This is a genomic window from Paraburkholderia sp. SIMBA_027 (assembly GCF_046535315.1).
Classification (GTDB): Bacteria; Pseudomonadota; Gammaproteobacteria; order Burkholderiales; family Burkholderiaceae; genus Paraburkholderia; species Paraburkholderia tropica.
Genome location: NZ_JAWRWY010000007.1, coordinates 37181 through 50976, shown reverse-complemented (window position 1 = coordinate 50976; position 13796 = coordinate 37181). Strand labels below are relative to the sequence as shown.

12 protein-coding genes and 1 pseudogene are annotated in these 13796 nt (G+C 60.7%); 2 read left to right on the top strand and 11 right to left on the bottom strand.

Annotated elements, in window-relative coordinates:
• Positions 1-15: 15 nt before the first annotated feature.
• Positions 16-663, top strand: coding sequence for an urease accessory protein UreG (gene ureG / locus SB764_RS14870; protein ID WP_065057290.1), 648 nt, complete (start codon positions 16-18; stop codon positions 661-663).
• A gap of 83 nt (positions 664-746) precedes the next feature.
• Here ureG and waaA read toward each other — a convergent pair whose 3' ends face one another.
• From waaA to SB764_RS14815, 11 genes and pseudogenes are all read right to left on the bottom strand, one after another.
• Positions 747-2072, bottom strand: coding sequence for a lipid IV(A) 3-deoxy-D-manno-octulosonic acid transferase (waaA, locus tag SB764_RS14865; RefSeq protein WP_183715243.1), 1326 nt, complete (start codon positions 2070-2072; stop codon positions 747-749).
• An 88-nt stretch (positions 2073-2160) separates the two neighbouring features.
• A complete protein-coding gene (locus tag SB764_RS14860) occupies positions 2161-3045 on the bottom strand; it encodes a Kdo hydroxylase family protein (RefSeq protein ID WP_065057288.1) in 885 nt (294 codons plus the stop codon).
• A 245-nt stretch (positions 3046-3290) separates the two neighbouring features.
• Positions 3291-4286: a lipopolysaccharide heptosyltransferase I gene (gene waaC / locus SB764_RS14855; protein ID WP_173816900.1), complete on the bottom strand. Its 996-nt coding sequence runs from the start codon at positions 4284-4286 to the stop codon at positions 3291-3293.
• Between the two features lie 191 nt (positions 4287-4477).
• Positions 4478-5431 carry a hypothetical protein gene (locus SB764_RS14850; protein WP_410863934.1) on the bottom strand — a complete coding sequence of 318 codons (954 nt, stop codon included), beginning with the start codon at positions 5429-5431 and terminating at the stop codon, positions 4478-4480.
• A gap of 121 nt (positions 5432-5552) precedes the next feature.
• On the bottom strand, positions 5553-6416 hold the full coding sequence (locus SB764_RS14845; protein ID WP_410863933.1) for a tetratricopeptide repeat protein: 864 nt from the start codon (positions 6414-6416) through the stop codon (positions 5553-5555).
• Positions 6413-6895, bottom strand: coding sequence for a hypothetical protein (locus tag SB764_RS14840; RefSeq protein WP_410863931.1), 483 nt, complete (start codon positions 6893-6895; stop codon positions 6413-6415). Before SB764_RS14840 ends, SB764_RS14845 begins: the two co-directional genes overlap by 4 nt.
• Positions 6896-7021: 126 nt before the next feature.
• On the bottom strand, positions 7022-7288 hold the full coding sequence (locus SB764_RS14835; RefSeq protein ID WP_205991904.1) for a PAAR domain-containing protein: 267 nt from the start codon (positions 7286-7288) through the stop codon (positions 7022-7024).
• A gap of 15 nt (positions 7289-7303) precedes the next feature.
• Positions 7304-9121 carry a T6SS phospholipase effector Tle1-like catalytic domain-containing protein gene (locus tag SB764_RS14830; protein ID WP_410863929.1) on the bottom strand — a complete coding sequence of 606 codons (1818 nt, stop codon included), beginning with the start codon at positions 9119-9121 and terminating at the stop codon, positions 7304-7306.
• A complete protein-coding gene (locus SB764_RS14825; RefSeq protein WP_321891816.1) occupies positions 9118-9927 on the bottom strand; it encodes a DUF3304 domain-containing protein in 810 nt (269 codons plus the stop codon). The genes SB764_RS14830 and SB764_RS14825 overlap by 4 nt, the downstream gene beginning before the upstream one ends.
• A gap of 20 nt (positions 9928-9947) precedes the next feature.
• Positions 9948-10742, bottom strand: a complete 795-nt coding sequence (locus SB764_RS14820; RefSeq protein ID WP_321891818.1) for a DUF4123 domain-containing protein — start codon at positions 10740-10742, stop codon at positions 9948-9950.
• A 14-nt stretch (positions 10743-10756) separates the two neighbouring features.
• Positions 10757-13205 (bottom strand): annotated as a pseudogene (locus SB764_RS14815) (type VI secretion system Vgr family protein).
• A 203-nt stretch (positions 13206-13408) separates the two neighbouring features.
• Here SB764_RS14815 and SB764_RS14810 point away from each other — a divergent pair.
• The gene (locus SB764_RS14810; protein ID WP_321854098.1) at positions 13409-13795 is read left to right on the top strand and encodes a lysozyme inhibitor LprI family protein; all 387 of its coding nucleotides are present in this window, start codon (positions 13409-13411) and stop codon (positions 13793-13795) included.
• Position 13796: the final 1 nt, after the last annotated feature.

Below are 13796 nucleotides of genomic sequence, written 5' to 3'. Positions count from 1 at the left end.
CGTTCGCACTCACTCATGAATTCGCCCAACAATTCGTCCAATAAGCGCACCAAGAAACTGCCGCCGCTGCGCGTCGGCGTCGGCGGCCCGGTTGGCTCCGGCAAGACCACGCTGCTCGAAATGCTCTGCAAGGCGATGCGCGAGCGCTACGACCTCGTCGCCATCACCAACGACATCTACACGAAGGAAGATCAGCGCCTGCTGACCGTCGCGGGCGCCCTGCCCGCCGAGCGCATCATGGGCGTGGAAACGGGCGGCTGCCCGCACACGGCGATCCGCGAGGATGCGTCGATCAACCTCGAAGCCGTCGACCAGATGCTCACGCGCTTTCCCGATGCGGACATCGTGTTCATCGAGTCGGGCGGCGACAATCTCGCGGCCACCTTCAGCCCGGAGTTGTCGGACCTGACGATCTACGTGATCGACGTGGCGGGCGGCGAAAAGATTCCGCGCAAGGGCGGCCCCGGCATCACAAAGTCGGATCTGCTGGTGATCAACAAGACCGATCTCGCGCCGCTCGTGGGCGCGAATCTCGACATCATGGCCTCCGACGCGCAGAAGATGCGCGGCGAGCGGCCGTTCGTGATGTGCAATCTGAAGGCGCTCGACGGCCTCGATCAGGTGATCGGCTTCATCGAGAAGAAGGGATTGCTGGTGGGTTGAGCGCGCGGCTCACGATGCGTGCCGGGCGGCGCGTATCGTGAGAACGCGGTGAGAACGCGGTGAGCACCTGGTGAGTACGTCGTTCAGAGATCGAGCGTCGTCGCCGAGGCGCGCTCGGGCAACAGCGTCGTGAGCACGTCGACCGTGCGCGCGGTCGCACCGCGATGGCGCGAGGCGAAAGCCGACGCCGCCGCGCCCATCGTCACGCGGCGCGACTTGTCCTTGAAGAGTTCGCGCAACACGCGCGCGAGGTCGGCCGGATCCTGCACCTGCAACGCCCCGCCTGCCGCCACGGCATCGGCCGTCGCCTGCGTGAAGTTGAACACGTGCGGGCCGATCAGCACCGGCGTGCCGACGGCGCACGCCTCGATCAGATTCTGCCCGCCGAGCGGCAACAGACTTCCGCCGATAAACGCGACATCGGCGGCCGCGTAGTACGCGCCCATCTCGCCCATCGAATCGCCGAGCAGCACGTTCACGTCCTGCGGCAAGGCCGGCACATCCGCATGCGCGGTGACGGTGGACGCCGGCGCCCACTGCGAGCGCCGTTCGAGCTTCAGATTCCTGCGCGCGACCAGCGCGGCCACTTCGTCGAAACGCTGCGGATGACGCGGCACGAGAATCAGCAAGGCGTCGGGCACGTCGAGCGCCGCGAACGCCTGCAATACCAGTTCCTCTTCGCCCTCGCGCGTGCTCGCCGCCACCCACACGGGACGCGCGCCGATCGCGCGTCGCCAGTCGCGGCCGCGCGCGACGAGCGCGGGCGGGCTCGCCATATCGAACTTCAGATTGCCGAGCACGGCCACGTTGCGCGCGCCGAGCGCGGTCAGACGTTCGGCATCCGACGGGCTTTGCGCGAGCACGCGCGTGAAGCCGCCGAACACCTCGCGCGCGCCCGCGCCGAACTTCGCCGCGCGCTTGAACGAACGCGCCGACATGCGCGCATTCGTGAGCACGAGCGGCACGTCGGCACGCCTGCATTCGTCGATGAGCGTGGGCCACACCTCGGTTTCCATCACGAGGCCGAGCGATGGCCGCCACGTGCGCAGAAAACGCCGCACCGCGTGCGGCATGTCGTACGGCAGATAGCAGCGCAGCACGCGATCGCCGAACAGTTGCTCGCCTTGCGCGCGCCCGCCGGGCGTCATGTGCGTGAGCAGAATGCGCGCGTCGGGACGCGCCGCCAGCAGCGCGTCGATGAGCGGCTGCGCCGCGCGCGTTTCGCCGACCGAAACCGCATGCACCCAGATCAGCGGCGTGTCGTCCTCGGGCAGACGGCCGGCCGCAAAACCGAAACGCTCGCAAACGTGTTCGCGATAGCCGCGCTCGCGACGCGAGCGGATGAACAGGCGCAGCACCGCGAGCGGTGCGATCAGCCACCAGGCCGCGCGATAAACCGCCCTCAGCATCGGGCCTCCGCGATCGCAGCCCGCGCGTCCGGCTCGACGTTGAAGTCAGCGCTCAAATCGACGCTCGAATCGACGCTCAAATCGAAGATCAAACCAGTTCCTTGCCCTTGAGGCGTTCGAGAATGCCGAGCGGCGCCCATTCCGGATGCACCATGTCCTTCGCCGGCAGGAAGAAGGTCTGCTCCATCATGAACTGGCCGGACATCACAGCGTGCGAGGTGTGATCGGAGAAACACACCCAGACGCTGCCCGGCGGAAAGTTGATGGTCTGCTGCGGGCTCGACTTCTGATAGTCGAGATCGGCCTTCATGCCGTCGTGCAGATTGAGCATCAGATGGTCGTACTCGCTGCGCGGCGACTTGGTGATGTGCAGCAGATTCTGCAGCCACGCCGAGCCCGGAAACTGCGGCTTGATGTTCGGCAGGAAGCGTTTGGCCATGTCCTCGAACGGCTCGCCCACGCGCCAGACGCGCGGCACGCCGTTCGGATTCACGTTGGTGAAGACGCGCAGGATGCGCTCGCCGTAGTTCGGGCGCGACGGGAACGCATCGACGTGCAGACGCGAATCGTCCTTGCGCCACGAAGTCTCGCGCGTTTCCACCTGATGCAGACGCAGACTCGTCGGCGCCACGCGCAGCTTGCCCGTGTACTCGGGAAAGAGACCGTCGACGAGCGAACGCGCGCACGCCTGATAACGCGCGATCAGCGCGCGCACGGCCGATTGCGTGACGGTGTCGCCGAGCACGCCGTGCAGCGCACCGCCGTTCGGATCGAGGCTGATGTTCTTGCGCTTCGGATCGGCGATGGCCGGATCGAGCAGCGCGCGCTCGCCGCCTTCGACCGCGAATTCGAGCTTCGGAAAGTACAGCACCTTGCCCTGCTCGACGGCATCGAGCAGCGTCTCTCGCGGCATCGCGAGGCCCTTGCCTTGCCAGTCGGCGGAAGTGATTTCGATGATCTGTGATTCTTTCATGGTCGCCCCTGCAAGCGATTGGATCTGGTTGCCCGGCCTGTGTGTGGTGCGCGGCGTGCGTGATATCGACGCGATCGACGCTCTCGACAATATCGTCGGCACGTTCATGGCCCGGCCCGAGGTGGCGCGCGGTGGGCGTTACCTTGCCGCACGCGCCGCTCCTTATACCCCGCGGGCCGCGCGGCGCGCTTTGATGCGACGCAGTCTGTCAGAGATTGCCCTTCGCGCTTCCGGTGCCCTGGCCGTCACAGCAGCCCGAAACCGGCCAGCGCGCTCTTGACCTGCGCGAGCGTGGGCGGCTGCCCGGCGGTGCCGAGATTGACGACGTTCGGCGACCAATAGCCGCCAGTGCGCCAGGCAGTCGCGAAATTGTACAACTCGACGGTCGGCCGCTTCAGCGCCGCCGCGATGTGCACGAGCCCCGTGTCCACGCCGACCGTGGCCGCCGCGCCGTCGATCAGGCCGACCACGGCGGGCAGCGAGAGCTTCGGCGGCACGATGGCCGCCTCGCCGAACTCGCGCGCGAGGCGCTCGCTGGTCGCGCGCTCGGCGTCGCTGCCCCAGGGCAGCACGAGCGACGCGCCGCGGCGCACCAGCGCCTGACCGAGTTCGATCCAATGGGCGTCGGGCCATTGCTTGTCGGCGCGCGAGGTTGCGTGCACGAACACCACGTAGGGCACCGGCAGATTCAGGCCGACGCCCGCGAGCGCCTGCGCGGCGCGGTAGGTGTCGAGGCCGAAGTCGATCTCGTCGGTGGGCTGCGGCGCGGGCAGATCGAGCGCCGCCGCGACCAGTTGTCGCGTGCGCTCGACGACGTGCGTGCGCGGCTCGATGCGGATCGAGCGGTCGTAGAAGAAGCGCACCGGCCATTCGTAGCCCGCGCCGTCCGTGCGGTTACCGAGCCCGACGAGCGGCCCGCGCGCCCAGCTCGCGACCCACGCGGTCTTGATGAGCCCCTGACAGTCGATCACGAGGTCGTACTTCTCGGCGGCGAGCGCGCGGCGGAACGCGCCGATCTCGCGCCAGTTGGCGCCCGACAGCAGGCGCTTGCGCCAGCGCCGCAGCGAAAACGGGATCGGCCGGCGCACGCCCTGCACGAGCTCGACGAGCGACTGGAAGCTTTCCTCGACGAGCCAGTCGATCTGCGCGTCGGGATACCGCCGCCGGATATCGGCGATGGCGGGCATGTTGTGGACGACGTCGCCAAGCGACGACACGCGCACGATGAGGATCTTTTGCACGCTCAAGGCAGGAAGGGCGGACTGGTTGAAAGGTCCGCAATTTTAGCGCGCCCGCGGGGTTGGGCGAGAGCTGGCGTGAATTGAGGGGGGAAACTGCGTGTTTTCCGAGGGGCGCGGTGGGGGGATGGGTTGTGGTGCCAGATCGGGTGGTGAGTGAGGCGCGGTGCGGTTTCGTCGCGCCTCCAGGGTTCTTAAGGTGCAATTTCGGACGTTTTCAACCACGCATCGAGCGGTGGCTTGCCGGCGCGGGAAAAGCGGATCCGGGTCCAGTCGGGGCCTTCGGTTTCCAGCTCAGCAACGTGGTCGCCCCGAATCAGATATCCGTGGCGGATGCTGCCCACGGATGGCCGTTCATACAGCCACGCCTGATCGACGCGAACGGTCCATGACGGCGCATTCTGGTGCTGCGAGGAATCTGCCGGGGCGCTTCTGGGCGGTAATGGCGGCACTGTGGCGGCATGCACCCCGGGTTGTACTTCGATTTGCGCGTAATACCGCGCGTTTGCGGCGTTGGGCGGGTCGCACGCTTTCAGGTTGTCGAGACCGAGAGCGGTACGCAGGAACGGGCTGATGTCTTGGCTGTGAGCGTTCGAGTATTGCGTCCAGACGTCGCGAGCTGTGGGCTTTGCAACCGACGTCATGGACTGCGAATCGGGACCGGCCGAATCCAATACGCTCTGCCAGATTTCCTGCTTCACATCCCAATGGCCGCCGCAGATCGCGCCGGTGTCGTTCCTCGTTACGCAACCCGTTTGCGTGTCGAGGATTGGGCAGAATTGACGGCTTTCTATTTGCGGCTTCTGGTTGTCGGCTTCAACGGTTCCGTTTCTGATTACATCGAGAACGAGGTATCGGCCTCCGGGGGACAGCGCACGCGCCCCCGGCGTGGAAAAGATAACCCCACCGTCTTGCGTGAGTGCCTCGTCGGATAGCAAAGGAATCGCATGACCGTCGGCTTGCTGAAAAGTCAGGCGCGTCCAACCTGAACCGAACTTTTTGGCAAGCGGCGAGGACACCGGCGCGGAAAAAATCAGGCGAGAATGATTTGAGAAATCAATGACCTGATTTTCCGCGGATGTTGCGTTGAGCGAAAAACCGGTGGTCGCAACGAACGCGATGCTGACGACGAGTTTCTGAATTTTCATCCGCAAGGTGAAGTGAATTCACGGTTACAGCGGGCACGACAGCTTCTTTCCGCCGCTAGAACCTCTGCGCCCTCATGTGTCGGTGCAATTTCTCACATGCGATCAGCTCTACCGCTACCGATCAGTGCGAGCGCTCCAGGGCGCGAGTCGGGACCCGATCAGACTTTCCCAGCTTTTTCATCTGCGATACATATTCGCTGTATTGAAGCTTCGCTGGTTCTTGTTGGTCAGTATTCCAAAGTGCGTCAGCAAGATTGAGCTTGGCGACGACTCGATCCGGATACACCGAAACGATTTTTGCAAGAAGCGGTATCGCATCGCCTGGTCTCTTGGCCTGCACCAGAAAGAAACCTAGATCATTAGCCATTTGCACATCGATCTTCCCGACGAACCCTGCAATTTCCAGCGGATCATAAAATGTAATTCCGGCAAGATAAGTAGTCAGCTTCGCCTTGTCACTCTCCGCGCTTTTCAGTTCTGCAAGTTTCTTATCGATGTCTTTCTTGACGCTTTCATTCGACTCATACGTGTAGGACATATCGCTGCCTATCTTCGGGCAGTTCAAGACACGTGCGACTTCCATAGAACCAACGAAGTCGCCGGACGTCATATCCGGCTTTTCACCCGAAATCTGGCGAACCATACACCAATCCTGCGCGCCAGCGTTCCACCCGAATATCTGTATGAAAACCTGGCCACCCTGGCTCTGGCACGAACCGTCAACCGCGATCTGCGCAGTACCCGGGAGTCGATACATGCCCATCGCGCTGCATTCGTCGAACGGCTGCACACGATAGTTCAAGCGCTTGTGGGTGGCTGCACTCTCAAAAGTGATAGCGAGTCCTTTCCCTGCGGCTGAATACTCGAATGTGCCAATGTTCTCCACAACAATAGCTGTAGTCGAAGGAAACGCATTCAATGCAAACAGAAAGCCTGCAATGCTCACCGCGACGCGCGGCCATCCGCGCAATGCGATTCGGCTCATTGCGCCTTCGATTCCTGCTCCTCGTCGCCCGGCCCCGGCTTCCGGTTCTTGAGGCAGAGCACACGCTGCTTGACCGCCAGATCTGGATCGTCAGCAGATGCCTCGCTCCTTTGCAGATCGACAACAGCACCGAACGCCATAATGGCGAAGTCGCCTGTCCGTGTGGTGAATTTATCGTCATACCGCCAGCCTGCCGGAGCATGGACAATCACGGCGACCGGCTTGAGAACGAGAACGCTCACACCGTGAGAATCCTTTCCCTTGAAGAACTCCTTCAGGATCTCTTCTGAAGGATAGTTCAGTTCAGCTTCGTCCCACTGTCCACCATCGCCCTTGAGATAGGCCACAAGCTGGCCGCCATCTTTCCCGATTCGGAACAAAGGCTGCACGTCGCAGCGTCCCTGCAAATCGGCGCTGTAAAGGCCAATCCAATGGTCGTCGCTTTGGGCTGCACCGGCAGATGGCATCACGTTGAGCATGGCGATTCCGACAAAACATCCGCGCAGTGTGAAAGCTGCACAACGACGAAGAAAGCCTGAGGTCATGTTTCAGTTCTCATATTTCAGTGCAAAGCAGCAAGAGGTCCATCTGTATGTCGTCCAGTTTCAATCTGGTGACAACGACGTAATCAGGCGGGCTCCGCATTCGGTCGGGTCGTTGTGGTGTGCGACCGGCTTCCCGTGATGACTACGCTGACTGTTTTCCGGGATGATTCTGAATTTTCCGTTGCATTTTGGACACCACGTCAAATCATCCTGCAAGGCAACGGGGACACCCATTGCCGTTATCTCATCGCATGCCGTGATCACTTCGCCGCCGTGCGAGGTCTTGTCGTGGAGACGAATGACACCACGACCGTGTTCGTCTTTCATTGGCGGATCTCCAGGTTATGCGTCGGCAATATTCGCCTCTTTGTTCGGAGCGGATTCGAGCATCGCAAGCCTGACGCTGTCCCCTGCGTAACGCGTCCGGTACCGCAAATAGCCACCGTCTTCCCACGGTGCGTTGCGCGACAGGGCTTGCCCTGCCACCGGTGTGTCGAACGGTTTGAAGCCCGCATACGAATCGTGGCAATACGTGCTGAAAAATTTCAGCTCGTGGTCACTGAGTTTGCGCTCGATGACCCGGTCAAAGACTTCGCGGCGCTCCTTCGGCATGTTCGTCGTGGACGTTGGGAGTGGTTCACGCACAGGTTTAGCGCCACCTAGCAGCCGACTGGTGAGCGACTGCCTTCTGGCACTGGCATCACTCAGTGCATTGCTCACTTGAGCCGAATCACTATCGCTTCCAGCTATGTCCTTCAGGAATACCTGATGCGCGCCGAGCAGGTCTTGCTTGTCGTCTCGTACAGCACTTTGCACAAACGGCAGCGTTCCGTAGACGTCCCGGTAGACATAGCGCCATGCGAGTATATCGATCAGACAATCGGTAATTGCGCGCACACCGGTGCCGTTGGCCTGTATGAAGGCGCTGTAGTCCGCTCGAAGCTTTTCACCGACTACGAACGAGTCCCAGTGGTCGCTCGCGCTTGCGATGCCGCTATCGACCGGTACGTGAGCGGCACGGGCCGCCAGATACATCATGCTAAGCGGTAAGCGTGCCAGTTTGTTCTCATCGGCGCCTCCGTTTTTGCCCTGCTCTCCGGGCAGATACCCACCACCCAAATCGGAGTGCATTCCCGGGAAGCGGAACTGGCGACAGCGCGGCGGCATCTTATCCCCGGGAATTTGCACGTCCTCCAAGGGAAACGACTCGCGTTGCTCATGCATGGCGACATAGTGCTCGGTATGTCTGACTCGCGAGGATATCCGCAGATTCTCTGTTGCCCCCAACGCTTCATGACCATTCGTCCAGCGGCTTGCAGCAGGTCCAAGCCCGACTGCGGCCACGGTATCAAAAATGCCGAGAAAGCGGATATGCGTCTTGACGCCCGCCAGTGCGTCGCCGTCGAAGCATTCGTCCAGCCAGTTACAGAACACGCGCGCCTGAGCCGATCCACGGCTGAATCCGAATACGTCGATAAATACCTCGACGAGCTTGGGATGTTGCGTCTCGTTGATCTTTTGCGCGAGCTTCGAAAACTGCTTCTTCAGGAACGTCGTCCGATTGGTGTAACCATCGCGGGTTAGCAGTCCGCCCTGGTCCTTCATGCCCACTGTATCCAGCGCCCTTTGATCGGCAGGCGACAGAGAGTTGAAACTTCCGCCTGCGATGTCAGGCACCGTCGTCTGCCAGTCGTTGCTGCAAAGTGCCTTGACAGTTTGCAGCCCGATCAACGGCACCCCGCCATTATTGATCGACTTGTGCATCGAGTTGAGGACATGCAGAAGTCCGTAGACAATGCGCGCATCTCCCCCCGCTCCGAAGCCCATACCTAATGAACTTGTTCCTTCCTCCCCGATCGCGCTAAACGGCGTGCCAACACCGGGAATGTACATCGGGTAATGGCCCTTCAGGTTATCCGCCGGATACGCCCTGTACAGACGCGCGACGTTGCTGTCCTTTTTGAATGTGAGTTGCGTTCCACGGCCCTTGCCAAACTCCTCCCAGTTCTGGTTATTACCGGTCCCATCGAAGAACACCCCAACGTTGATCGCAAATTCGCACTTTTCCGGGCGGCATCTCACGGTGGGCGTCGTCGCAGTTACGCCTTCGGTATTGCCCGGGTGTGCCGCGGCCTGTAACAGACTAATGTTGTTGCTCATTGGCCAGACGTTCCTGCATCACGTTGGGGCACACTCTTTTTGGTAGCGGAGGATGTGCATTCTGGCAAATTCGGCGCCTCGTGGCAGCGTCGCGTAAAGCGCGCGGCACGCATACTCTGGTCCGCGCTCCTTTTGCATTCGTCGGAACCATATCCGGTCGTTATCGTTGCACATCCTGGCAAATACCGGCGCGCGTCTACGCGTTCGTCGTCGAGGATTTTTCCATTCGCCAGCTTTGCGCAGTTCGCCGGATCGGATGCGCTGGCACACCGCTGTTTGATGATTTGATCATCAAGCAACTGCTCATTCCAGTCACGCCAGTCAATTCGCGGCGGATACATATTCCATGGCTCCTTGCTCGGAATCGGATCGTGAGGACCAGGGTAACCGGCAGCACGAGGCCCAAGTTCGGAGACCACCACCCGCACCGTTCCGTTTGCAAGAAAGTGCACCCAAAGGTTGCCGCCGTCTTCCGAATAGGGATCGACAGCGACATCGGCTTGATGAGTGCTGCCCTTATCGTGCTGCCAGTCCCTGACGTCCCACACCACATGCACCGTGAGCCCGGGATGCCACTTGACTGGTAGAGGCGGTGCCGGCATACCTGCATTGCCGTTGCCGGCTTGCTGCCCAGCCGCGCCGTTGACCCAGAAGTCGGTGACGCTCAGGTTGTCCGCCAGGTGGTCAATTCCGCCCATGGAATAGCCAAACGTCTCTTCCTTGGCAAATGACTGGCTGGCTGCTAACGCAGTAAGCAACACAACGCCGAGCGCGGCAAACCATGTGCGGTATATCCGGAAGTCCATAGTTCTGTATCCAGTCCAGTTCAGTTTTTCGAAGCCACGAGCCAATTCATGAGCTCGCTCCACTGCCCCAACGCTCGTGACTGCTCGACTTGCGTCAGAAGTCGCGAGTCCGTCAATACCGCTCCATCGGTTTCGATTGCAGCCGTTGTGATATTGCGCTGCACATCGAGCGGTTCGATACCGTGCATAAGAACAAAAACGGCGGCGGCCTCGACATGGGGATATTGCTCGGCAGATAACGAGGGATAAGCCGGGTCGCCGCTTCCTGCGCTCAATTCGTCGGCGAGCGCGGCGGCGAGTTGCTGCTCCAGTAACCGGACGCTCTGCTTCCCGGACAGCACGATCACCGGGTGGCGTCGCGAGTCCGCGGGAATGCCCGCTCCAAACTCCCTGCTTTCTCCAAAGCGGTCCATATAGCGCCAATGCCTGACCGGGCCCTTTAGCTGCTGCACCTGATCGGGCGACAACACGCGCGCCAAAGTGTCGAGCGCCCGCGTGTCTGCATAGCGGAGGTAGTAACGGTCGCCCTCCTCCATCTCGATGCTGCGTTGCGATTCCAGGTGCATGGCCAGACTCGCGAGACTCACGTCGGTCAAGAGACGGCTGACGCCATATCTCCATGGCATTTCATTCATCTCGTCGCCGCTGAAGCAAGACGCGAATGCCTCGGCCTCCAGAAGCCACGGTCCAAACCGACTGGCATTCGACGAAGGTAGGTCCGCATACAGCGGGACCGCATTTGCGGTACGCACAAGCGCATCAAACTGCGGTGCCTCTTGCCAGATAGCGGCATCGAGCAACATGAATTCGTTCATCGAGCGTGTTCCGCTTATTGAGGCACGATTGCGCTGCCTGAGCGCGCGGCCAACAGGAAGCAGCGCTCGCAAAAGTTATCGGGAAGCCCAGGGAATACGGCCGGCACACTCTGCGGGCCTACGGTCTGGTGATCCGCTGCATGCATGATGCTCGCGCCGGGCGTAAAGCCCTTAATGCCTTCCTCGCTGATAACCAGTTGACTGGTGCCGGCAGTCAGCCGGATCCCTTGCTTCGCGGTCAAGGTGATCCAGTCAGTCGTGCTCATGAGCGCGAGCACCTTCTTTGCAACGAGATCGATCGCGTCGCTTTGCGCCTGAATCTCGATTTTTCCCTGACCAGCGAACAGCTTCATCCCGGCGTTTCGCACGAACAGACTGAGCTTCTGTCCAATACTCGCGACAAGCGATTTGCCCGTGGCGATCTGCATGCTCTCGCCGCTGACGAAATTGAGCTGCTGCTCGGCAGCAATATGTGTGGATTGCTGCGTCGAAAGCGCGATACCCGACGGGCTCGCCATCAGCATCACCGGATCGGTGAATGCGTTCGCGCTCCCCGTGCCCCCGCCAGCGGTGTTGCCTCCACTACCGCTCGCACCCTGCGTCTTCGATTGCGTGGCGCTCACGAATGTCCGCAGCGATTGGGTGCCATCCTGCAACGATTCGGCCTGGTGTGTTTCGCTCGCTTGCGAGAGCGTGTCGATCGTCTGTTGCGCACTCGTCAGTTGCGCATGGGCTTCGGAGACGTCCAGTTGCTGACTCGTGGCGGTCTTTGCGTGGGTACTCACATACAGGCCCTCGCCCGCATTGATCGCGCCAAACGCATCCGACTTCAGATCGAAGCCGCTGCCCAGATACGCGCCGCGCGAATTCGCGTTTTGCGCGACCAGATAACCCAGATGCAGTTGCGAATTCGCGCTTGTGCTGTACAGTTGCGCGCGATTCTGGCCGGTGGCGTCATCCATCACGAGCTGGTTATAGCCGCTGCCACCGTATTCCTTCGACTTGTAGCCCGAGAGAATGCCGTTCGAGTGCCAGTTTGGCGTGGTCGCGCCGTTATAGACGCGCGCCGTCACCAACGGTCGATCGCAATCGCCATCGATTCAGGCGATCCCAGTGAAAACGCACCTTGATGCGATTGAGCGAATCGGTATACACCTCTTCGTTCGACGGGCCGACCACGATAGCCGTCTGCATGCGCATTTCCGGCTTGTGATGGTCAAGCGGACTGCGATACGGCACCGCCTTGCGCTGCGCCTCGATCTTCACCAAAAGAAAACCTTCGCTGCCGTCCGAGGCTTTCACCATCAGCGCGTCGCTGTCGCCCTGATTTGCGCTCTTGATCGCCGCCAGTTCGCCTTGCAGACTGTGCGGAAACGATTGCGTCTGTGTGGTCGTTGCGGGCAGATTGTTTTCGATGAACCAGCGCGCGTCGATCACCGCAAACTGGCGATCCTGCTGGCTGTCCGCGTCGTGCACCGGATGGCCGTCGAGTTCGAACCAGCGCCCGGCGTCGAGATTGCGCACGGCGCCCGCGCCTTCGAAGCGCTTCGCGCGCGATTCCCACTCCTGCATGCGGATTTCGCTGAGCGTGTCGCCGCGCGACTGCTCGCCGTAGGTGTACGCGCCCGTGTATTCGTAGACTTCGGTCTGTTGGGGCAGATTGCCCTGCGTGGCCAGCGTCGGCACCGACGTGCCTTTGGGATTCACCGACGTGGAAGGCGACTTGTAGTCGAATGTGCGCGTGGCCAGCGTCACACTTTGCAGCGTGCGCGAACCGCTCCATTGCACCAGCGCATTGGTTTCACTATTCACGCCAGATCGGTAAAAATTAACCGATTGCGGATTTAAAGCAGGCAATGCGCCGATATTGTCGGTAATTACGACCGTGTGCGATTTCCCATCAGCCGCCTGTTCGAAATAGCTGAACAGGCCTTCGGATTCCATAATCCGCTGGCAGAAATTCCAGTCACTCTCGTATTGCACGCAAAACGAACGCGAAGGCAATGCATTCTGAATAACAAAGCGGAATGCGCCCTGCGCCTGCGGATGCGCATTGAAGACGTCGGTGAGAATGGCGTCGGCGGTTTTGTCCTGCCAGATGCGGGCGTCCGAGCGGAATTTGAGGAAGTGCTGCCACGAGGCGAATTCCAGCTGATAGCTGGTCAAACTGCCGTCCGCGCCCAGCCGGCGGGCCGTGTGGACGTAGCCGTGGTACGGCAGATACGTCTGGTCGGCCTGCTGCAGCCACAGCGTGACGGGCTGCGCGATCAGCGTCTTAAGCTCGACGTTCTCGTTCGTGGAAACGACATCAAGCGTGAAGCCATAATCGCGACCGATACGCGCATGACCTACCGCACGCTGCGGCAGCAACACATTATCGCCGAGCGGAGTATCGAGTTTGATCAGCCGGTCAGTTTGTACGAGGCCCCCGGTTATGGCCGCAATCAGATCCTGCGCCCCCACTTTCTATTCCTTTATCATCGAGCCATGATTTGCGGCGATATTCTACAGATCTTACTGGCCGATTGAAATTTGAACATCGACGCAACGACCCATCACGCATATCAAATCACAGTGAATAAACAAGTGAACAAAGTGGTGAGTGACGCTTACATCGCAAACAGAAAGCCCATAAACGCGCAATGAATCTAAAGCAGTTCGCATGAGTGTCGTCGTATGCAATATCGCTAAATGCATTTGCACTCGACTGCAACAACCGACCGGGAGGCATCGGCCCAGAGGCCGCACAATCGAATCTGCAATGCGCTGAACAGGAGCGCGCTGCCGCCGATCATGCGCTCAACGACGCATACAAAAAATTGCTCGCGAACCTCAAAAACGATCCGGAGCAGCAGCGCTTGTCGAAAACCCAGATTGTGGCCGCACAGCGTGCGTGGGTCGTGTTCAGAGACGCAGAATGCGAGTTTCGTACGAGTTTGAGCGGCTCGGCACCGCAATGGGTGCCGGTCAACCGCGCGCAGTGCCTGACGGAATTGACAACGGCTCGCGTCAAGGTGCTTGAAGAATATTTCGACGAGGCGCAATCGCGATAGC